The 19,432-nt window shown below is 66.0% G+C and carries 19 protein-coding genes and 1 pseudogene; 9 read left to right on the plus strand and 11 right to left on the minus strand.

What is annotated here, in order from left to right; all coding sequences use genetic code 11:
* Positions 1–77: 77 nt before the first annotated feature.
* The 4 genes from PDM29_RS10365 (at position 78) to PDM29_RS10380 (ending at position 3,058) form a co-directional block, all read left to right on the plus strand.
* The gene (locus PDM29_RS10365; RefSeq protein ID WP_311190104.1) at positions 78–800 is read left to right on the plus strand and encodes a CoA transferase subunit A; all 723 of its coding nucleotides are present in this window, start codon (positions 78–80) and stop codon (positions 798–800) included.
* A gap of 1 nt (position 801) precedes the next feature.
* The gene (locus PDM29_RS10370; protein WP_311190105.1) at positions 802–1,431 is read left to right on the plus strand and encodes a CoA transferase subunit B; all 630 of its coding nucleotides are present in this window, start codon (positions 802–804) and stop codon (positions 1,429–1,431) included.
* 78 nt (positions 1,432–1,509) lie between these two features.
* Complete coding sequence (locus PDM29_RS10375; protein ID WP_311190106.1) at positions 1,510–1,875, plus strand: hypothetical protein; 366 nt, start codon at positions 1,510–1,512, stop codon at positions 1,873–1,875.
* A gap of 40 nt (positions 1,876–1,915) precedes the next feature.
* Positions 1,916–3,058 carry a hypothetical protein gene (locus PDM29_RS10380; RefSeq protein WP_311190107.1) on the plus strand — a complete coding sequence of 381 codons (1,143 nt, stop codon included), beginning with the start codon at positions 1,916–1,918 and terminating at the stop codon, positions 3,056–3,058.
* A 44-nt stretch (positions 3,059–3,102) separates the two neighbouring features.
* On the opposite strand, the gene PDM29_RS10385 is transcribed toward PDM29_RS10380, so the two are convergent.
* Positions 3,103–3,381 (minus strand): SymE family type I addiction module toxin, encoded by a 279-nt coding sequence (locus PDM29_RS10385; RefSeq protein WP_311190108.1) that lies wholly within the window; start codon positions 3,379–3,381, stop codon positions 3,103–3,105.
* Positions 3,382–4,250: 869 nt separating this feature from the next.
* Here PDM29_RS10385 and PDM29_RS10390 point away from each other — a divergent pair.
* Positions 4,251–4,835, plus strand: a complete 585-nt coding sequence (locus tag PDM29_RS10390; RefSeq protein ID WP_311190109.1) for an alpha-ketoglutarate-dependent dioxygenase AlkB family protein — start codon at positions 4,251–4,253, stop codon at positions 4,833–4,835.
* A 55-nt stretch (positions 4,836–4,890) separates the two neighbouring features.
* On the opposite strand, the gene PDM29_RS10395 is transcribed toward PDM29_RS10390, so the two are convergent.
* From PDM29_RS10395 to PDM29_RS10410, 4 genes are read right to left on the minus strand one after another with little or no spacing between them, the layout of a single operon-like run.
* A complete protein-coding gene (locus tag PDM29_RS10395) occupies positions 4,891–5,565 on the minus strand; it encodes an ABC-type transport auxiliary lipoprotein family protein (protein WP_311190110.1) in 675 nt (224 codons plus the stop codon).
* On the minus strand, positions 5,562–6,488 hold the full coding sequence (locus PDM29_RS10400; protein WP_311190111.1) for an MlaD family protein: 927 nt from the start codon (positions 6,486–6,488) through the stop codon (positions 5,562–5,564). Before PDM29_RS10400 ends, PDM29_RS10395 begins: the two co-directional genes overlap by 4 nt.
* A gap of 7 nt (positions 6,489–6,495) precedes the next feature.
* A complete protein-coding gene (locus tag PDM29_RS10405; RefSeq protein ID WP_311190112.1) occupies positions 6,496–7,320 on the minus strand; it encodes an ABC transporter ATP-binding protein in 825 nt (274 codons plus the stop codon).
* Positions 7,320–8,432, minus strand: a complete 1,113-nt coding sequence (locus PDM29_RS10410; protein WP_311190113.1) for an ABC transporter permease — start codon at positions 8,430–8,432, stop codon at positions 7,320–7,322. The genes PDM29_RS10405 and PDM29_RS10410 overlap by 1 nt, the downstream gene beginning before the upstream one ends.
* 93 nt (positions 8,433–8,525) lie before the next feature.
* Between PDM29_RS10410 and PDM29_RS10415 the strand changes: the two genes are divergently transcribed.
* The gene (locus tag PDM29_RS10415; RefSeq protein WP_311190114.1) at positions 8,526–9,785 is read left to right on the plus strand and encodes a threonine/serine exporter family protein; all 1,260 of its coding nucleotides are present in this window, start codon (positions 8,526–8,528) and stop codon (positions 9,783–9,785) included.
* 131 nt (positions 9,786–9,916) lie between these two features.
* Here PDM29_RS10415 and PDM29_RS10420 read toward each other — a convergent pair.
* The 3 genes and pseudogenes from PDM29_RS10420 to PDM29_RS10430 form a co-directional block, all read right to left on the minus strand.
* Positions 9,917–10,288, minus strand: a pseudogene (locus tag PDM29_RS10420) (H-NS histone family protein); the annotation flags it as partial.
* A 153-nt stretch (positions 10,289–10,441) separates the two neighbouring features.
* Positions 10,442–12,133, minus strand: a complete 1,692-nt coding sequence (locus PDM29_RS10425; protein ID WP_311190115.1) for a proline--tRNA ligase — start codon at positions 12,131–12,133, stop codon at positions 10,442–10,444.
* 137 nt (positions 12,134–12,270) lie between these two features.
* Entirely contained in the window at positions 12,271–12,645 is a 375-nt protein-coding gene (locus tag PDM29_RS10430) for a DUF4124 domain-containing protein (protein ID WP_311190116.1), read from the minus strand.
* 150 nt (positions 12,646–12,795) lie between these two features.
* Here PDM29_RS10430 and pssA point away from each other — a divergent pair, with 150 nt between their 5' ends.
* The 3 genes from pssA to rimI are packed head-to-tail and all read left to right on the plus strand — an operon-like array spanning position 12,796 to position 14,548.
* Positions 12,796–13,575: a CDP-diacylglycerol--serine O-phosphatidyltransferase gene (gene pssA / locus PDM29_RS10435; RefSeq protein ID WP_311190117.1), complete on the plus strand. Its 780-nt coding sequence runs from the start codon at positions 12,796–12,798 to the stop codon at positions 13,573–13,575.
* On the plus strand, positions 13,572–14,054 hold the full coding sequence (locus PDM29_RS10440; RefSeq protein ID WP_311190118.1) for a hypothetical protein: 483 nt from the start codon (positions 13,572–13,574) through the stop codon (positions 14,052–14,054). The genes pssA and PDM29_RS10440 overlap by 4 nt, the downstream gene beginning before the upstream one ends.
* The gene (gene rimI / locus PDM29_RS10445) at positions 14,051–14,548 is read left to right on the plus strand and encodes a ribosomal protein S18-alanine N-acetyltransferase (RefSeq protein ID WP_311190119.1); all 498 of its coding nucleotides are present in this window, start codon (positions 14,051–14,053) and stop codon (positions 14,546–14,548) included. The genes PDM29_RS10440 and rimI overlap by 4 nt, the downstream gene beginning before the upstream one ends.
* Before the next feature lie 9 nt (positions 14,549–14,557).
* Here rimI and PDM29_RS10450 read toward each other — a convergent pair whose 3' ends face one another.
* The 3 genes from PDM29_RS10450 to PDM29_RS10460 form a co-directional block, all read right to left on the minus strand.
* Positions 14,558–17,386, minus strand: coding sequence for a valine--tRNA ligase (locus tag PDM29_RS10450; protein WP_311190120.1), 2,829 nt, complete (start codon positions 17,384–17,386; stop codon positions 14,558–14,560).
* 74 nt (positions 17,387–17,460) lie between these two features.
* A complete protein-coding gene (locus tag PDM29_RS10455; protein ID WP_125360778.1) occupies positions 17,461–17,886 on the minus strand; it encodes a DNA polymerase III subunit chi in 426 nt (141 codons plus the stop codon).
* A gap of 1 nt (position 17,887) precedes the next feature.
* Entirely contained in the window at positions 17,888–19,363 is a 1,476-nt protein-coding gene (locus PDM29_RS10460; protein ID WP_311190121.1) for a leucyl aminopeptidase, read from the minus strand.
* Between the last annotated feature and the right edge of the window lie 69 nt (positions 19,364–19,432).

Below are 19,432 nucleotides of genomic sequence, written 5' to 3' on the forward strand. Positions count from 1 at the left end.
GCTTTGTTGCGCCGCACTCAGCCGCGTCTTCCGGTATCGCTAGAATGGGTCATTATCACCGAGCAAGGTAATCTGGAATGGAACGACCTACGTCCAAAAGCAAGCGCTACGCCAGCGCGGCACAGGCGCTGCAAGGTGCCGTGGCCGATGGCCAGACCCTGGCGGTTGGCGGTTTCGGCCTGTGCGGCATTCCTGAAGCGCTGATTGCGGCCTTGCGCGACACCGGGGCGAAGGATCTCACCGTGATTTCCAACAATGCCGGCGTGGACGGCTTCGGCCTCGGGCAGCTGCTGGAAACCCGGCAGATCAAAAAGATGATTTCGTCCTATGTAGGCGAGAACAAGGAATTTGAACGCCAGTTCCTGGCCGGTGAGCTGGAGCTGGAGTTCAACCCGCAGGGCACCCTGGCCGAGCGCCTGCGCGCTGGCGGAGCCGGCATCCCGGCGTTCTTCACCGCCACCGGCTACGGCACCGTGGTCGCCGAGGGCAAGGAAACCCGCGAGTTCGACGGCAAGCACTACGTGATGGAAACCGCGCTGCGCGCGGATGTAGCGCTGGTGAAGGCGTGGAAGGCCGATGAGGCCGGCAACCTGGTGTTCCGCAAGACCGCGCGCAACTTCAACCCGGCCTGCGCCATGGCCGGCAAGCTGTGCATCGTGGAAGTGGAAGAGGTGGTGCCGGTGGGCAGCATCGACCCGGACCAGGTGCACCTGCCCGGCATCTACGTGCACCGCATCGTGCACAACCCCACCCCGGAAAAGCGGATCGAACAGCGCACCGTGCGTGCGGAGGGCAACTGAGATGGCATGGACCCGCGATGAAATGGCGCAGCGCGCCGCCCGTGAACTCACCGATGGCGCGTATGTGAACCTCGGCATCGGCCTTCCGACGCTGGTGGCCAACCACATTCCCGAGGGCGTGGACGTGTGGCTGCAGTCGGAGAATGGCCTGCTTGGCATCGGCCCGTTCCCGACCGAGGCGGAGGTGGACGCCGACCTGATCAATGCCGGCAAGCAGACCGTCACCGCGCGTGCCGGGGCCAGCTATTTCGGCAGCCACGACAGCTTCGCGATGATCCGCGGCGGCCACGTCAATCTGGCCATCCTTGGGGCCATGCAGGTCACCGACGAGGGCGACCTGGCCAACTGGATGGTGCCCGGCAAGATGGTCAAGGGCATGGGCGGTGCAATGGACCTGGTGGCCGGCGTGCAGCGCGTGGTGGTGCTGATGGAGCACACCGCCAAGAACGGCGAGCACAAGATCCTGCCTGAGTGCACGCTGCCGCTGACGGGCGTCGGCGTGGTCGATCGCATCATCACCGATCTTGCGGTGTTCGACGTCACCGACAAGGGCCTGGTACTGGTGGAAGCAGCCCCCGGCGTGGATGCGGCCGAGCTGAAGGAAAAGACCGGCGTCGCCTTCGCGGGGTGACCGGCCCCGGCGCGGCTGCTAAGCTGCCGCGCTTCGGGTTGGCGGGACGCTGCTGTGAACAGAGTCGGGACGACAGGCGTGGCGGTGTTGATCGCGCTTGGTATTGCGGTGTCGCTGCGCGGCATCGCCAAGGATGTTCATTTCGAGCGGCCACTGTTGGCGCAGGCGTTCACCGCCGATGCCGGTTTCGCTGCATCGGTGCCCCTGGAAGTGGTGGAATCGCGTGCGCTGCTTCGGGCGCATCCGTCTGAAGCACCGCTGGCGCTGGGCGCTGGATTGATCGATGACCCCCTGCTGCAGCAGCGCCACTGGGAAGCGCTGTACCCCGTGCGTCTGCACGAGGCCCAGAGCGGCCGCATGCTGTGGAAAGCTCCGGGTCCGGACCGCACCGACTGCACTGAACTTGGAAGGAGCGACCGTGTTGTCCTCGTTGACTGCCCCTGACCGCATGCGGCGTCCTGCCGTGGCCATGTTGTGCTGTGTGATGGCTGGATACGTGTTAGCGGCGTTGGGGGGCTTCGGCCTGCCGACGATGCTGGCGTTCGCGGCGCTACTCGTTGCTGCGGTGTGGGCGCTGGCAAGCGTGCGCGACCCGCGCGCGGCGTGGATGGTGGTCACTGTTCTGGCGCTGCTGGTGATTGCACTGGGCAGCCCCACCGACGAGTGGGACCCGCGCTCGATCTGGCTGTTCCACGCCCGGCGCATTTTCGAAGATGGCTCGCTGTACGCCATGCTGGATGGCTACGCAGGCTTCAGCCATAACGACTATCCGGCGCTGGTGCCGCTGCTGTCGGCCAGCTCAGCCCAGCTGGTCGGGGACTGGAACGAGCTGTTCCCCAAGGCCGCCGGCACTTTGCTGTTGCTACCGGCGCTGCTGTTGATCGCACGGAGCCTGCGTTCGTGGTGGGTGGCCGGGCTCTTTGCGGTGGTCACGCTGCAGGTGGGTGGCCGCTATCTGGCCGATGGCTACATGGATGCGCTGCTGGCGGTGTATGCGGTTGCAGCGCTGGCCAGTGCCGCGCGCTGCACCGAGCGCACCCAGCGCATTGCCTGGGACGAGCTGCTACCGTTCGTGCTCAGCACGGCCGTGCTGTCGCTGATCAAGAACGAAGGCATGGTATTGGCGACAGTGATCGCGGCCGCCATGGCTGCGGTGGTGGTGCTGCGCGAGCGTCGCGTGCCGTGGACGCTGTTGATTGCATTCGTGGTCGCCATGCTGCCATTGCTGGCGTGGAAGCTGGCCGTGGCCGGTGCGCACCTGACCAACGATTTGGCTTCGACCGACATGAAGGGGCAACTGCTGTCGCGCCTGCCGGAACTGGCCAACAGCACGCTGATTCTGAAGAAGCTGTTCCGCGAGTGGGCGCTGGTGCCGTTGCTGGTGTTGGCGGTGCTGTGGCGTCGCACGTGGTCAAACCCGGTGGTGCTGGCGGGTGCCGTGGCGGGGCTGGTGTATGCGGGTGTTCTGTACGCGGTCTACCTGGGCACCCCGCACGATCTGGAGTGGCATCTGGCCACCAGCGTGAAGCGCGTGGTGCTGCCGGTGTTCCTGCTGCTGATGTACGCGCTGCTGGTGGTGGTGGACCGCTGGCGGTCCGCACCGAAGGCAGCGCCGGTTACGCAGTAACGCCCGCACCCTGCGGGCGCTACCGCTTTCGTAAGTTCATCGGCTCACCGCCACCGGCGCAGCCGCGCCATCGTGCGTACCGCGTCCTTGTCGGTGCTGAGCAGGATGTTGCCGGGGTTCACGCCCAGGTAAACGCGGCGGCCTTCGTCGAACTCGGCCCGCTGCATCCACATGCCGCGCATATCCAGCCACGGAACCATCAGGCCGGTGATGCCATCCTGGACGTAATGCAGACCGCCCACCACCAGGCTGCGGGGGATGTTCCAGTGCAGCGTGCTGGTGGCGAGGGCGCGGTTGTAGGGGTCTAGATGATTGACGTGCATGGTTAAGGTCTCCGGAAAACTCCCTCGCCGGGCTGGCGAGGGATGTCGGGAGGCTGAAAACCGTACGAGTACCAACCGGTGCGACGTATTTCCACGGGGGGTGTTGTATTTCGTCACCCTCCCGACGCGTGCCGTGCAACTTCAGGTACTCGTGGAGTTTTCAGACTCCTCGTGTCCACCATGCAGGACGGGCGAACGATAGCGGAATCGGGTTTCGTCCGGGGCGTGACGTAGTTGGACCGATTGCGATCGCCGCGATGTCGCGAATGAATTCAGAGACGGTGGAACGCCAGCAATGACGGCCGTTCCGCCTGGCGTGACCGGCATCGCATTGCATGTGCGGGCGCACCATTTTTCGGCCAGACAAAATGCCGCCGCCGCGTCGCGTTTGGCATGGATTGCGTGGACACGGATGGCGAACGGCGCAATCGTCCTGCGCACGTAGCAATTCGTAGTGACGCGCCATGCGCGTCAACCGCGCAACGCGCGGCACAAGCGCCCGAAGCCGGATTCCCATCGACCCCCATACCGCACCGACGTTTAGACAAAAACGAAGCCACCCATCAGGCGTTCATGACCCCGGAACGAAGAGCGGACGGGCATGGCCCGTCCCTACGCGGCGTATCCGAAGCCCCGCCGGGCGCGCGCCCGGCGAACGGCGCAATCGTCCTGTGCACGTAGCAATTCGTAGTGACGCGCCATGCGCGTCAACCGCGCAACGCGCGGCACAAGCGCCCGAAGCCGGATTCCCATCGATACCCAAGCGGCACCGACGTTTAGACAAAAACGAAGCCACCCATCCGGCGTTCATGACTCCGGAACGAAGAGCGGACGGGCATGGCCCGTCCCTACGCGGTAATGTTCTCCCCATGGACCTCCACCTTCCCGACGCCCGCGTGCACTGGCACCGCCACTGGCTGGCATCCCCAGCCGCCGATGCCCTGCAACGCACCCTGCGCGAAGACGTGCCATGGGAGGTTCACAAGATCCGCATGTTCGGCCGCCAGGTGGACTCGCCAAGACTGAGCTGCTGGATGGGCGATCCGGCGGCGCGGTATCGCTATTCGGGCACGGACTTCGTGCCGCATGCGTGGCATCCGGCCTTGTTGCCGCTGTGCGCACAGCTCGCGACGTTCTGCGGTGCGCGTTTCAACAGCGTGCTGCTCAACCGCTATCGGGATGGCGACGACGGCATGGGCTGGCACAGCGACAACGAATCGGAGCTGGGGCCGGAACCGGTGATTGCGTCATTGAGCCTTGGCGCGGGAAGGCGGTTTACGTTGCGTCGGCGTGAGGATCACAACCGCAAGGCGGAGGTGACCCTGGGGCATGGAGATCTGTTGGTGATGGCGGGGGCGACGCAGCGGTTGTATCAGCATGCGTTGCCAAAGAGCGCGCGGGTGATGGGGGAACGGATCAATCTGACGTTCCGGTGGATCACGCCGGGTACGTGATCGTTGGGTGTGGCGCGAACGGCAGCCGGGCAAGCCCGGCTCTACGGGGCTGCGATCAGCGCCGCAACGGCGGGGCCACCAGGGGCTTCTGGTAATCCGCCTGCCCGGTCACCAGCGTCCAACCCACCACGTCGCGGCTCACCGCCTTCAATGCCTGCTCCATCGCCTGCGCCACCTGCGCGGTATTCGTGCTGCCCACCGGCTGCTCCTGGCGGAAGGTGCGATCCGCCACCACGCGCTGGTCGACCACATGGATCAGCTTGGCGTTGAGCTCGATCAGCGCATTCGGCGTAGCCTGCCCGTTGTAGTCGGCCTCAAACCGGCGCACATCCAGCGCGAGCTTGTAATCCGCACGGATGCCGGTGGTGGCACGCGCCACGCCGGAAATCCGCCCGGAATCCTCGAAGCCGCGCACCAGCGCATCGTCCACCATGTCGGTGGCCGGCTGCGCCCAGCTCACGCCCTTGTACACCTGCAGCTCGGAGGGTTCCGGGCGTACGTTGATGCGCGGGCTGTCGACCACGCGTGCGGCGGTCGGCTTGACCAGGATCAGCTGCCAGTCGACCGTCGGCCAGGCGGCATCGGGTTCAATCCGCACCACCGGCGAATAGATGGTGACCTGGCTGCGTTCGCCGCCGCCGAGCAGCGAACACGCACTCAGCGCGACGATCAGCGCGACAGGGCCCAGCAGGCGCAGGGGACGGACGGGAAGAAGAGGGAGGTGGCTCATTTGGGTTCAAACTCCTTCGGCGCGTCGCGGCCCAGCAGGTAGCGGGCAGGGTTGTTGTCCAAGCGGTCGCTGACCCGGCGCAGGTCGCGGATCAGCCCGCGCAGTTCGGTCAGGGTCGGGCCGAGCTGGCCCAGGCCATCGTTGGCGAAACTGTTGATGGCGGCGCGGTTCTCGCCCAGGATCGAATCGGCATTGCCGGCGGCCGAATCCAGCTTGGTCAGCGTGGTTTCCAGCTTGTTGAGGATCGGCGGCAACTGCTGCACCAGATTGGTATCCAGGCGCTGGATGGTGCCGTTGGTGGTCTTCAGGGTCTGGTCCAGGCTGCGTGCGGCATCACGCGCGCTCAGCAGCAACGCCTGGGTGCCCTGGTCGCGGTCGGCCAGCCCGCCGCTGATGGTTTCCAGGTTGGCCAGGGTGGAGTTGATCGCGGCCACGTTGCGGTCGCTCAATATCTGGTCCATGCGCTCCACGATCCGGTTGGCCACGTCGGTGATGTTCTGCAGCGCAGAAGGCGTGGTCGGAATGATCGGGGCCGGGTCCTTGTTCACCGCGGTCAGCGCCTGCGCCTGCGGGGTGCCGCCGGTGAGCTGGATGATCGACGGGCCGGTCAGGCTGGTGATCGCCAGCTTGGCGCGGGTGTCGGTTTTGATCGGGGTGTTGGAGTTGAGGCGGATGCGGGCCACCACCTGGCGCGGATCATCCGGCACCAGATTGAGCTCGGTGATCGACCCCACCGCGATGCCGTTGTACTGCACCGGGCTGCCCACCGAAAGGCCGGTGACCGCCTCGCGGAACACCACGCGGTACTCGGTCCAGGTGCGGTCAGAGGAATACTTGGCGGCCCACAAGCCGAAGGCCAGCAGGGCCAGCCCGACTATCAGGGTGAACGCGCCGATCAGTACGTAATTGGCTTTGGTTTCCATGGGTCACTCACTCTTTGGCCGCGCGGGCAGCGCGTGCACGGGGGCCGTGGAAGTACTCCTGGATCCACGGGTGCTCCAGTTGTTCAATTTCATGCAGCGGGGCATTGGCAATCACCTGCTTGTCGGCCAGCACCGCCACCCGGTCACAGATCGCATACAGGGTGTCCAGGTCATGGGTGATCAGCATCACGGTCAGCCCCAGCGCTTCCTGCAGGGTCTTGATCAGGCGGTCGAAGGCGGCCGCACCGATCGGGTCGAGCCCGGCGGTCGGTTCGTCCAGGAACAGCAGCGGCGGGTCCAGCGCCAGGGCGCGGGCCAGGCCAGCGCGCTTGCGCATGCCGCCGGACAACTGCGAGGGCAGCTTGTTGATCGCATCGGCCGGCAGGCCGGCCAGCTTCACCTTCAGCAGGGCAAGTTCGTAATGCCAGCGCTCGGGCAGTTCGCGGTGGTGTTCCTTCAGCGGCACCTGCACGTTCTCGCCCACGCTCAGCGACGAGAACAGCGCGCCGTCCTGGAACAGCACCCCGGTATTGCGCTCGATGTGCAGGCGATCGGCCGGCTTTTCCGAACGGGCATCCACGCCCAGCACTTCAATCTGCCCGGCATCGGGATGGCGCAGGCCGAGGATGCTGCGCATCAGCACCGACTTGCCGGTACCGGAACCACCGACCACGCCGAGGATTTCACCGCGGCGCACGTCCAGGTCCAGGTTGTCATGCACGGTCTGGCTGCCGAAGCGGTTGGTCAGCCCGCGCACGCGGATGGCCAGGCCGTCACCGTCTTCCAGGCGCTCGATGCGGTCGGCTTCGATCAGGGCGTCTTCAGTACTCATCACCAATCCATGTGCATGAACCACAACGCGGCGAACGCGTCGATGATGATCACCAGCGAGATGGTCTGCACCACGCTGGAGGTGGTGCGTTCGCCCACTGATTGCGCGGTGCCTTCCACCTTCAGGCCTTCCAGACAGCCGATCAGACCGATCACCGCGGCAAACACCGGGGCCTTGGCCAGGCCCACCAGCATGTGCCGCACCTCGATGGTGTCGTGCAGGCGGGCCAGGTACATCTGCGGGGGAATATCCAGGTCGAACGCGCCGACGGTGACGCCGCCGGCCAGGCCGGCGACCATCGCGACGAAGGTCAGCAGCGGCAGGGTGACCATCAGCGCGATCAGCCGCGGCAGTACCAGCAGGTCGACCGGATCCAGCCCCAGCGTCTTGATCGCGTCGATTTCCTCGCGCGCCTTCATCGAACCGATCTGCGCGGTGAACGCGCTGGCGGTGCGGCCGGCCAGCACGATGGCGGTCAGCAGCACGGCAAATTCGCGCAGGAAGGCGATGCTGACCAGCTCCACCACGTAAATTTCCGCGCCGAAGTCGCGCAGGATGGTCGAGCCGAGGAAGGCGATCACCGCGCCCACCAGGTAGGACAGCAGCGCCACCAGCGGCACCGCATCCAGCCCGACCTGTTCCATGTGGTGCACGGTGGCGGTGAGGCGCAGGCGGCGCGGCTGGCGCAGCAGTCGGCCGGCCTTGACCAGGTTCTCGCCGAGGAAGCTGGCCAGCGCCACGATGTTCTGACCGACCCCGTGCATGCTGCGGCCCAGGCGCTCCAGCGCGGCCAGTACACCGAAGTCGCGTTTCGGCTTGGGGCGGTCGTCAGCCACTTCCTCGATGGTGCAGACCAGCGCCTGGTGTTCGGCGCGGAACTGCAGCGCGTCTTCGCCCAGGTTGGCGCGGTGGGCCACGCGCAGCACCTGCAGCACGCCGGCCGAGTCGAGCTGGGTGATGCCGTTGGCGTCAATGCCGGTGACCTGTTCGGGCACGCCGCGCAGCGCTTCGGCCGCGTCCAGCGCGGTGCGCAATGTCCACTGACCGGACAGCCGGATAAGGCCGGGGTCCTGTGGATCCTGTTCGAGTCGGGGAGGTTGGTTTGGCGTCATGGGGCGTCCTGCGTCCAGCATAACCTGTCTGCGTGTAGGCCCTGTAGTGCCGGCCGCTGGCCGGCTCTCGTGATGCGGGTAATACTACGGCGCATGTCTGCCGACGCACCCGCCATCGCCACCCCACCGGCCACCTACGCACAGCGGGTGGCTTTCGTTTCCGAAATTGCCGGGCGCCTGCACAGCTATGGCACTACCGCACAGCGCCTGGAGGCGGCGGTGGTGGCGCTGTCGCAACAGCTGGACCTGGATTGCGAGCCATGGTCGAACCCGACCGGGCTGATTCTCAGCTTCAGCGACCCGACCAAGGCGATCGGTTCGTCGGACATCACCCGCGTGATCCGTCTGGCACCGGGCGAAAACGATCTGCACAAGCTGAGCATTGCCGACCGCATTGCCGATGCGGTCGCCAATGGCACGATGAGCATTGCCCAGGGCCACACCGCGCTGCGGCAGCTGGATAAAGACCCCGGACGCGCCGGCAAGATCCGCATGATGCTGTCCTACAGCCTGGGCGCGGCCGGCGTGGCAGGGCTGTGGAAACTGCCGTGGCTGGACATTGCCACCGCCGGTGTCATCGGTCTGCTGATCGGGCTGATGTCGCTGATCACCGACCGCCGACCGGCCACGCGTGAGGCCAGCGAAGCACTGGCCGCGCTGCTGGCGGGCACGGTGGCAGCGCTGGTGGCTTCGTTCGTGGCCCCGTTGAATCTCAATACGGTGATCATCGCCTCGCTGGTGGTGATGCTGCCGGGTATGTCGCTGACCAACGCGGTCAATGAACTGGCCAGCCAACATTGGGTCTCGGGCACGGCACGTTTTGCCGGTGCCGTCACCACCATTCTGAAACTGACCGTGGGCGCGGTGATCGCGGTGACCCTGTCGGGAATCATCGGCCTGGACCCGCAGGTGCGCGCGTCGCGGCCGCAGGCGGACTGGGTGGAATGGAGTGCGCTGCTGCTGGCGGCCTTTGCGTTTGCCATGCTGTTCAAGGCAAACAAGCGCGATTATCCGTGGGTGATTGCCGCCTCGATTGCCGGCTATGCCATTTCCAAATTCGCCGGCCAGGCGTGGGGATTGCCGGCGGGCATTTTCCTGTCAGCGATGGTGATGACAGGCGCAGGCAACCTGTTTGGCCGGCTGGTGCAGCGGCCTGGGGCGATCATCCGCCTGCCCGGCATCATCATGCTGGTACCCGGCAGCACCACATTGCGCGGTGTTCTCACACTGGTGCAGCAGCAGGATGTCAGCGCGGGGCAGCTGGTATTGATGACCGTGTTGAATGTGGTGATGGCGCTGGTGGCGGGGTTGTTGTTCGGGAATCTGCTGATACCTGCGCGCAAGAATCTGTAATTTTCTGTGAGAATGTCGATTGACGCGGATGGCGCCGCCACGTAGACGCGCATGGCGCGTCACTACACATAAACAAAAACGCCGGCTTCGCAGCCGGCGTTCTTACACAGGTGTTTCCTTGATCATGCTTACTTCTTGATCAGGAAATCTTCCAGCTTCTTGCCCTTGGTGGTGTGGGCAGCCAGCCAACGCGGCTGCTTGCCACGACCGGTCCAGGTTTCCTTCGGATTAGCCGGATTACGGTACTTCGGAGCCACCTTGCCGAGCTTGCGAACGGCCTTTTTTACGGGGGCTTTGGCGGCCTTGGCGACACGGGTACGGGCCGGTGCTTCACTGCCGAACACTTCTTCAACGGTGTAGCCGCTGCTCTTGAGCAGTTTGTTCAACTGCGCGCGTACCTTGGTGATGGCGGGACGCTTGGCAACAACAGTCTGGCGTTTCTTTGCATTCTTGATCAGGGTGCCCAGCTCTTTCGCGGACAACCCACTCAGGTCAATACTCATCAACTACTACTCCGGAATTCAAACGAAGGACGGGGGCCGCCGGTCCGTGGCGAGTCCTGAGGATACATTTTCATTTGAATCGTGCACAGTAAGGGGCATTACCCATTCTGGCGGGATAATGAAAAAAGCCGGGGTGGTGCCCCGGCTTTGTGATCACTTCGACAGTTTTGCCAGCAGCGCGCCCCGGTCGAGGCTTTCGGCCTCGCTGGCCGAGCGGGCCCGGTACTCGAACGTGCCGGCGGCCAAGCCGCGTTCGGACACCACCACGCGATGCGGAATGCCGATCAGTTCCATGTCGGCAAACATCGCGCCCGGGCGCAGGCCGCGGTCATCCAGGGCGGCATCCAGGCCGGCGCCCTGCAGTTCAGCCAGTAGTTCAGCTGCGGCGGCACTGACGCTTTCGTCCTGTTTCGGATTGATGACACACACCACCACCTGCCACGGAGCCATCGCGTCGGACCAGAGAATGCCGGCGTCGTCGTGGTTCTGTTCGATGGCGGCGGCCACGATGCGTGAAATGCCGATGCCATAGCAGCCCATGGCCATCACCGCGGCCTTGCCGTTTTCGTCCAGCACGGTGGCATTCAATGCCTGCGCATACTGACGGCCGAGCTGGAACACGTGACCCACTTCGATGCCGCGTGCGATCTTCAGTTCGCCGCCATCAGCGGCGCGGTCGCCCTCCTTGACGTTGCGGATGTCCACCACTTCCGGTTCCGGCAGGTCGCGGCCCCAGTTGACGCCGGCAATGTGGAAGCCGGCTTCATTGGCACCCACCACGAAATCGGCCAGCGCGGCCACTTCGCGGTCGGCAATGATGCGCACCGCCTTGGCCGGATTGAGCGGCCCCAGGAAGCCGGGCTCGCTGCCCAGGTGATCCTGGATTTCGGCTTCGCCGGCCATGCGGTAGCCCTGCAGGCCCTCGACCTTGGCCAGCTTGATTTCATTGACCTCGTGGTCGCCACGGACCAGCGCGAGCACGAAGCCGGCTTCGCTCATGATCGCCACCGATTTCACGGTGCGCGCCAGTTCCAGGCCCAGCAGTTCGGCCACGGCTTCGCAGGTTTTCTGGGTCGGGGTTTCGACCTTGCGCAGGGCTTCGTTGGCGGTGCCGCGCGGGGCCGGCTCAGCGGAAACCGCCGCTTCCATGTTGGCGGCGTAATCCGAGCCGGTGGAGAACACCAGTGCGTCTTCGCCGGAATCGGCAATGACGTGGAATTCCTGCGAGGCATCGCCGCCGATGGCACCGGAATCGGCCTGCACCATGCGGAAGTCCAGGCCCAGGCGGGTGAACACACGCGCATAGGCGCGCTTCATGTTCTCGTATTCGGCCACCAGGCTTTCATCGTCCAGGTGGAACGAGTAGGCGTCCTTCATCAGGAATTCGCGCGCACGCATCACACCGAAGCGCGGGCGGATCTCGTCGCGGAACTTGGTCTGGATCTGGAAGAAGTTGACCGGCAACTGCTTGTAGCTGGACAGCTCCTGGCGCGCGAAGTCGGCGGCGGCCTCTTCAGCGGTGGGGCTGTAGCAGAACACCTGCTCCTTGCGGTCTTTGATCTTCAGCAGCTGCGGGCCGAATTTTTCCCAGCGCCCGGTGGCTTCCCACAGTTCCTTGGGCTGGATGGTCGGCACCTGGAATTCCACCGCGCCGGCGCGCTCCATTTCCTCGCGCACGATGCGCTCGACCTTGCGCAGCACGCGCAGGCCCAGCGGCGACCAGGTGTACAGCCCCGAGGCCAGCTTGCGGATCATGCCCGCGCGCAGCATCAGGCGGTGGCTGGTCAGCTCCGCGTCGCTGGGGGTTTCCTTGGTGGTGTGCAGGTGGAACTGGGAGAGGCGCATCGTCGGCTTCGCTGAACGGCGGAAACCGATATTCTGCCAGTCTGGCGGGGTATCGACCAACGGTCGATACCTACCCGGCATGCCGCGAGGTCCCGGTAGGTATCGACCGTTGGTCGATACAGGTTCAGCGGACCGGATTACGCCCCCGGCGCGCAATACGCCTTGATTCCGGCCTCGGCCATGGTCTTCTGGGCTTGGCGCTGCTCCGTGCTGAGCGGCGCGTCCGGCGTGCCGTCGCCGTTGGTGTCGTACATGACATCCCCCTGGCCGTTGAGCAGGGCCAGGTTCTTGCGGGTCTGGGTGCAGTCGGCCGATTCGGCCGGGGCGGGCTTGGCCGCGCCGGTGCTGACCGGGTCCTGGTTTGTGATCCGGCGCTGTTCGGCCTTCTGGTTGGCCGGCGGCTTTTCCGAGAACTGGGTCACGCCGTTGGCGTCCTTCCACTTGTACACGTTCTGGGCGCTGGCCGAGGCGCTGGCAAGCAGCAGGCAGCACAGCAGGGGCAGGACACGCATGGCAACTCCAGTTACTCAGGGTCAGGGCCGCGATTGCAGCACCCTGGTCCGGTGCTGGCAAGCGCGGTGGCGACAGGCGGAGCGGGCAGGGGCGGCAGCGGTCGTCCGGCAACCGCCCCAAACCCGGCGGCAGCCACTAAACTGGCCGGCATGGATCAGATGAAACCCCCGCCGCGCTCGCGCAGCATCTACCTGCTGCCCAACCTGTTCACCACCGCCGGCCTGTTTGCCGGGTTCTACGCGATCATCGCCGCGGCCAATGGCGATTTCGTCAATGCCGCCATCGCGGTGTTCGTGGCCGCCATCATGGACGGCCTGGATGGCCGCGTGGCGCGCCTGACCGGCACCAGCAGCGAATTCGGGGTGCAGTACGACTCCCTGGCCGACCTGGTCAGCTTCGGCATGGCCCCGGCGCTGGTGATGTATCACTGGTCACTGTCGTGGCTGAAGTTCGATGACCCGGTGCTGGGCCGGGTGGGCTGGGCGGTGGCGTTCCTGTACGCGGCCTGCGCGGCGCTGCGGCTGGCCCGCTTCAACACCCAGGTGACGGTGGTCGACAAGCGCTGGTTCATCGGCCTGGCCAGCCCGGCCGCCGCCGGCCTGATGATGTCCTTCGTCTGGGCCTTCGCCGACGGCAACCTGGGCTGGGACGGCAACGAACTGCGTTATGTCGCGCTGGGCGTCACCCTGGTGGCGGCGCTGCTGATGGTCAGCCGGATCCGCTTCTGGAGCTTCAAGGGCAGCGGTGAAAAGGGCCCGCGCGCTGACCGGGTGCCGTTCATGGCGCTGGCGCTGCTGCCGATCGTGATCGCGATCATGGTGATCGACCTCCCGCGCGTGCTGTTCGCGGTGGGCATCGTGTACGCGCTGTCCGGGCCGGCGATGTGGCTGTGGCAGCGCACCCGCAAGACGGCCGAGCCGAGCGCATGAGCCTGCCGGCCACGCCGCCGCTGTGGACTTCCGCCCAGCAGTCCTGGCTGCAGGCGATGGGCTACACGGTGTTCGTGGACGGCAGCGTGGAACCAGCCACGCCGGAGCCGGCGATTGAATTGACAGCCGTGCCGGCGGATGCCCGGGCACCACGTGACCCTGGGACGCGCGATCACGTAGAGCCGGGTCTTGCCCGGCTTGCGTCACCGTCCGACCAAACGGCCAGCCGGGCAAGACCCGGCTCTACGCCACCGTCCGCGCCCGAGACCGCGCCGCGCCCCGGCACCCGCCGCCCGGCGGTGCGCCTGCCCGACCGCCTGCAGATCGCGCTGCTGCGCGCCTCCGGCTGCAACCCGAACGACCCTGAAACGCAGGCGCTGATGGCCAGCTGGAACCTGGATGAACTACGCCGTAGCGCGTCCGCCAAGCGCGCGCTGTGGCCGCAGCTGCGCGCCCTGCGCAAGCGGAGCCGGGCGTGAGCGCGGTCAGTTCACCGCGTCCCCCGTCGCTGCGCGCGTTGCGTGAGGACGACCTGGACGCGGTGATGGACATCGAGGAACGCGGATACCCGTTCCCGTGGACGCGCGGCATCTTCGTCGATTGCCTGCGCGCAGGGTATCCCTCGCTGGCGCTGGAAGATGACGGCGATCTGGTCGGCTATGGCGTGCTCAGTGTGGCTGCCGATGAAGGCCATATTCTCAACGTGTGCGTGGACCCGCGGATGCAGTCACACGGACTGGGGCGGTTCCTGTTCCGCGCGCTGGTGCAGCTGGCGCGCGACCATGCCGCGCACCGCGTGTTTCTGGAAGTACGGCCGTCGAATGCGTCAGCGTTGAAGCTGTATGAAAGCGAAGGCTTCAACGAGATCGGTCGCCGGCCGCGCTATTACCCCGCGCACGGCGGGCGCGAGGATGCCCTGGTAATGGCGATGGAGCTGGTAAGCGACGACATCGAGACGATGCCGCCGTTGTAGCCGCTGCGCTTACAACTTCGCGCGCTGTTCGCGCAGACCGGCCAGCTGGGTGGTCCAATCGGCCAGGCGCACACGTTCCTGCTCGACCACCGCCGCCGGCACCTTGTCGGTGAACTTGGCCAGCTTGGTCTCGCTCTTCTCGTACTCGCCCTGCACGCGCGCGATCTCCTTGTCCAGGCGCGCACGTTCGGCGTCCAGATCCACGAGGCCCTCCAGTGGCACCAGCAGCTTCAATTCGCCGACAATCGCGGCCGCGGCCGGCGGCGTGGTTTCACCGTCGCCCAGCCACTCGATGCTGTCCAGCTTCAACAGGAAGGCCATCGAGGCACTGAAACGCTCGATGCGCGCACGGTCCTGCGCCACGCCGGCCTGCAGGCGCAGCGGCACCAGCTTGGACGGGGCCACGTTCAACTCGCTGCGCACGCGACGCACCGCACTGATCACCGCCTTCAGCCATTCCACGTCGGATTCCGCCTGGGCGAAATCGCCGGCGAACTCGGCCGCAGTGGGGTAGGGGCGCAGCGACAGCGTGGCCTCACCCAGGCCCAGGCGCGGGGCGAGCTGCTGCCACAGCTGTTCGGTGATGAACGGGGTCAGCGGGTGCAGCAGGCGCAGCAGCGCTTCCAGCACGTACAACAGGGTGTGGCGGGTGCTTTCGGCATCGGCGGCATCGCTGCCGTTCAAGGCCGGCTTGCTCAGCTCCAGGAACCAGTCGCAGAACGCATTCCACACGAACTCGTACAGGCACTGCGCCAGCAGGTCGAAGCGGTATGCGGCGAAATGCCCCTGTGCTTCAGCGGTGGTCGCTGCCAGACGCGCCAGGATCCAGCGCTCGGCATCGGTGCGGGGGGTGGGCACGCCGGTGAACTGGGCACCTTCAGTGTTCATCAGCGCGAAACGGCTGGCGTTCCACAGCTTGTTGCAGAAGTTCTTGTAGCCTTCCGCACGGTTCATGTCGAACTTGATGTCGCGGCCGTGGGTGGCCAGCGCGGCAATGGTGAAGCGCAGTGCATCCGCCCCGTGCGCAGCGATGCCGTCCGGGAATTCCTTGCGGGTCTTGCGCTCGATCTTTTCCACCATCTTCGGCTGCATCAGCCCGCCGGTGCGCTTGGCGACCAGGTCGTCGATGCTGATGCCGTCGATGATGTCCAGCGGGTCCAGTACGTTGCCCTTGGACTTGGACATCTTCTGGCCTTCGCCGTCGCGGATCAGGCCGGTGAAGTACACGTCCTTGAACGGGATTTTCCCGGTCAGGTTGTCGGTGGCCATGATCATGCGCGCCACCCAGAAGAAGATGATGTCGAAGCCGGTGATCAGCACCGACGACGGCAGATAGCGGTCGAAACCGCGCTCGGCCATCGCCTGCGCGTTCGGCCAGCCCAGGGTCGAGAACGGCCACAGCTGCGACGAGAACCAGGTCTCCAGCACGTCGCTTTCCTGGGTCAGCACCACGTCGCTGCCCAGTCCGTTCTTTTCCCGCACTTCGGCTTCACTGCGGCCGACGTAGCAGCTGCCGGTGGCAGCATCGAACCACGCCGGAATGCGGTGGCCCCACCACAGCTGGCGGCTGATGCACCAATCCTGGATGTTGGTCATCCAGTGGCGGTAGGTGTTGATCCAGTTCGGCGGCACGAAGCCGATCGCACCGCTCTCCACGAGCTCCAGACCACGACGGCCCAGTTCGTCCATCTTCACGAACCACTGGTCGGTCAGGTACGGCTCGATCACCTGGCCGGTACGGTCGCCACGCGGCACCTGCAGCTTGTGGGCCTTGGTCTCGACCAGAATGCCCAGGTCTTCCAGCTCGCCCAGCACGGCCTTGCGCGCGTCGTAACGGTCCAGACCCTGGAAGCGCTCCGGCGCGTTCTCGTTCACCGATGCGGTCGGGGTGAACAGGTTGATCATCGGCAGGTTGTGGCGCACGCCGACCTGGTAGTCGTTGAAATCGTGCGCAGGGGTGACCTTGACCACACCGGTACCGAAGGCACGGTCGACGTAGTCATCGGCGATCACCGGCACGCGGCGGCCAGTCAGCGGCAACACCACCTGCTTGCCGATCAGGTGCTGGTAGCGTTCGTCTTCCGGGTGCACCATCACCGCGGTGTCGCCCAGCAGGGTTTCCGGACGGGTGGTGGCGACCACCAGGTAATCGCGGGTTTCGCGCAGCGTTTCCACGCCGTCGGCATCACGCTCGACGTGCTCGTAGCTCAGGCCTTCGTCCAGGGTGTAGGCGATCGACCACAGGAAGCCGTCTTCCTCGGTGGCTTCCACTTCCAGGTCGGAAATGGCGGTCTTCAGCACCGGATCCCAGTTGACCAGACGCTGGCCACGGTAGATCAGGCCCTGCTCATGCCAGCGCACGAAGGCTTCGACCACCGCTTCGGACGGCTGCGGGTCCATGGTGAAGGTGCTGCGCGACCAGTCGGCCGAGGTGCCCAGGCGGCGCATCTGGCGCTCGATGATGTCGCCTGACTGCGCCTTCCACTCCCACACCTTGCTGATGAAGCCGTCGCGGCCCAGCGAATCACGGGTTTCGCCCTTGCCTTCCAGCGCCAGGTTGCGGCTGACCACCATTTCGGTGGCGATGCCGGCATGGTCAGTACCCACCTGCCACAGCGTGTCGTAGCCGCGCATGCGGTGGTAACGCACCAGCGCGTCCATCAGGGTCTGCTGGAAGGCATGGCCCATGTGCAGCGTTCCGGTCACGTTCGGCGGCGGCAGCAGGATGGTGTACGGCTCGCCCTGGCCGGACGGCTTGAAATGGCCGGCCTTCTCCCAGGCGTCGTACAACGCCGTTTCGAAGGTTTTGGGATCGTAGCTGGAGGCGAGTTGGGTCATGCGGGGCAACCGGGAAAGGCAATCGGATAAGAATCAGGGCAGCGCAGCGCCCCATCAAGGGGCGCTGCCGTCAGTTACATGTCGTACTTGTTCAGATCAAAGCCCAGCGCCTTGTACTGGCGCCAGCGCTCGCGCAGCGGTTCGCGCGCTTCGGGGTCGGCCGGCACCACTTCCAGCACGCGGTCGCAGGCCCCCAGCCAGGGGTCGTCTCGCAGGTTGATCACCAGCGGCCGGGCCGGGGCTTCACCCCCGGGCACGGCGATCAGCACCAGGGCTTCTTCCTCGTCCATGTCCTCACCGGCGATCTGGTGGGGAATGTAGGCGTCGTCGTCGAACGACCACAGCAGTTCGTCCAGCGCCTCGGCCTGGGCCTGGTCACGGGCCAGCACCAGCGTGGGCAGCTGGGCGTCATTGGCCTTGCGGGCCAGCTCGCAGACCAGGCGCAGCGGTTCGGTGAGGAACCGCGGCTTGGCGATCAGGTAGAAGTCAGCCCGCGACATGTCAACGCGCGGCCTGGTCCAGCAGCCACTGGCTCAGCAGGCCGACCGGACGGCCGGTGGCCATGCCGCGCTTGCCTTCGTCGCTGGCCACGCCGGCGATGTCCAGGTGGGCCCAGCGCTGGCCTTCGGTGAAGCGCGACAGGAAGCAGCCGGCGGTGATCGCACCGGCCCAGCGGCCGCCGATGTTGTAGACGTCGGCGAAGCTGGAATCCAGCATCGGCTGGTACTCGTCCCACAGCGGCAGGCGCCAGGCGCGGTCGAACACGTGTTCACCGGCGGCCAGCAGTTCATTGGCCAGGTCGTCGTGCTTGGACATCAGGCCAGCGGTCTGGTGGCCCAGCGCGACCATGCAGGCCCCGGTCAGGGTGGCCACGTCGACCAGCGCCTGCGGCTCGAAGCGCTGCGCGTAGGTCAGCGCGTCACACAGGATCAGGCGGCCTTCGGCGTCGGTATTGCCGACTTCGATGGTCTTGCCCGACATCGAGGTGATCACGTCGGACGGACGGTAGGCGTTGCCGTCAATGGCGTTTTCCACCGCCGGCACCACCACCACCAGGTTCAGCGGCAGCTGGGCGGTGACCGCGGCGACGAAGGTGCCGATCACGTTGGCTGCGCCACACATGTCGTACTTCATTTCCTCGATGCCGCCCTGGGTCTTCAGGTTGACGCCGCCGGTGTCGAAAGTGATGCCCTTGCCGACCAGCACGTAGGGCTTGGCGTCGCCGCCGTTGCTCCACTTCAGCACCACCAGGCGCGGGCGGTTGGCCGAACCGCGGGCCACGGCCAGCAGCGAGCCCATGCCCAGCGCTTCCATGCCGGCTTCGTCGAGGATCTCGGCTTCGGCCCCGGCGTGCTGCTGGGCAAAGGCCACCGAGGACTCGGCCAGGTAGGCCGGGGTGCACAGGTTCGGCGGCAGGTTGCCCAGCTCGCGGGCGTACTGGACGCCGGCGGCAATGGCCTGGCCCTGGGCCAGGGCCTGGGCGTCGGTGCCGGCAATGGCCAGGGTGGCCAGGCCCGGGGCTTCGGGCTTCTTGGTGCCCAGCGTGGCGGTGTAGCGGTAGGCCGCGTGGTCGGCAGTGACCACCGCCTGGCGGATGTTCCAGGCCGCATCGCGACCCTTGATCGCGATTTCCGACAGGGTGAACAGCGCGTGGCCGTTGACGCCGCTCTTCAGGGCGCGGCTGGCGTCGCCGACTGCCTTCAGGTACTGCGGCACGCCGAATTTGGCCGGGTCGCCCAGGCCGATGACCAGCACGCGCGGGGCTTTCACGCCAGCCACGTCATGCAGCAGGGTGGTTGCGCCGGTCTTGCCGGCAACATCGCCGCGGTTGACCAGGGTGGTCAGGCGGCCGCCGCTGGCGGCGTCCAGGGCTTGAGCGGCGGGGCTCAGGGTCTTGTCGGCATAGACGCCGACGATGACGCAGTCGACCTCGGCGGCAGCCGGGGCAGCGTGGTTCAGGGTGAATTCCAGGGCCATTGATCAGATTCCGTTGGCAAATCCGTACAATCGCGAGCTGTTTACGCCGGGTCGGTAGACTGGGCAGCA

Origin of the sequence: Stenotrophomonas oahuensis, assembly GCF_031834595.1 — a bacterium.
GTDB lineage: Bacteria > Pseudomonadota > Gammaproteobacteria > Xanthomonadales > Xanthomonadaceae > Stenotrophomonas > Stenotrophomonas oahuensis.

What these genes read in the sequence shown, in the direction of transcription:
- PDM29_RS10365 (WP_311190104.1), top strand. Translation starts at nt 78, where the DNA reads ATGGAACGACCTACGTCCAAAAGCAAGCGCTACGCCAGCGCGGCACAG.
- PDM29_RS10370 (WP_311190105.1), top strand. Translation starts at nt 802, where the DNA reads ATGGCATGGACCCGCGATGAAATGGCGCAGCGCGCCGCCCGTGAACTC.
- PDM29_RS10380 (WP_311190107.1), top strand. Translation starts at nt 1,916, where the DNA reads ATGGCTGGATACGTGTTAGCGGCGTTGGGGGGCTTCGGCCTGCCGACG.
- PDM29_RS10385 (WP_311190108.1), bottom strand. Translation starts at nt 3,381, where the DNA reads ATGCACGTCAATCATCTAGACCCCTACAACCGCGCCCTCGCCACCAGC.
- PDM29_RS10390 (WP_311190109.1), top strand. Translation starts at nt 4,251, where the DNA reads ATGGACCTCCACCTTCCCGACGCCCGCGTGCACTGGCACCGCCACTGG.
- PDM29_RS10395 (WP_311190110.1), bottom strand. Translation starts at nt 5,565, where the DNA reads ATGAGCCACCTCCCTCTTCTTCCCGTCCGTCCCCTGCGCCTGCTGGGC.
- PDM29_RS10400 (WP_311190111.1), bottom strand. Translation starts at nt 6,488, where the DNA reads ATGGAAACCAAAGCCAATTACGTACTGATCGGCGCGTTCACCCTGATA.
- PDM29_RS10405 (WP_311190112.1), bottom strand. Translation starts at nt 7,320, where the DNA reads ATGAGTACTGAAGACGCCCTGATCGAAGCCGACCGCATCGAGCGCCTG.
- PDM29_RS10410 (WP_311190113.1), bottom strand. Translation starts at nt 8,432, where the DNA reads ATGACGCCAAACCAACCTCCCCGACTCGAACAGGATCCACAGGACCCC.
- PDM29_RS10415 (WP_311190114.1), top strand. Translation starts at nt 8,526, where the DNA reads ATGTCTGCCGACGCACCCGCCATCGCCACCCCACCGGCCACCTACGCA.
- PDM29_RS10425 (WP_311190115.1), bottom strand. Translation starts at nt 12,133, where the DNA reads ATGCGCCTCTCCCAGTTCCACCTGCACACCACCAAGGAAACCCCCAGC.
- PDM29_RS10430 (WP_311190116.1), bottom strand. Translation starts at nt 12,645, where the DNA reads ATGCGTGTCCTGCCCCTGCTGTGCTGCCTGCTGCTTGCCAGCGCCTCG.
- pssA (WP_311190117.1), top strand. Translation starts at nt 12,796, where the DNA reads ATGGATCAGATGAAACCCCCGCCGCGCTCGCGCAGCATCTACCTGCTG.
- PDM29_RS10440 (WP_311190118.1), top strand. Translation starts at nt 13,572, where the DNA reads ATGAGCCTGCCGGCCACGCCGCCGCTGTGGACTTCCGCCCAGCAGTCC.
- PDM29_RS10450 (WP_311190120.1), bottom strand. Translation starts at nt 17,386, where the DNA reads ATGACCCAACTCGCCTCCAGCTACGATCCCAAAACCTTCGAAACGGCG.
- PDM29_RS10455 (WP_125360778.1), bottom strand. Translation starts at nt 17,886, where the DNA reads ATGTCGCGGGCTGACTTCTACCTGATCGCCAAGCCGCGGTTCCTCACC.
- PDM29_RS10460 (WP_311190121.1), bottom strand. Translation starts at nt 19,363, where the DNA reads ATGGCCCTGGAATTCACCCTGAACCACGCTGCCCCGGCTGCCGCCGAG.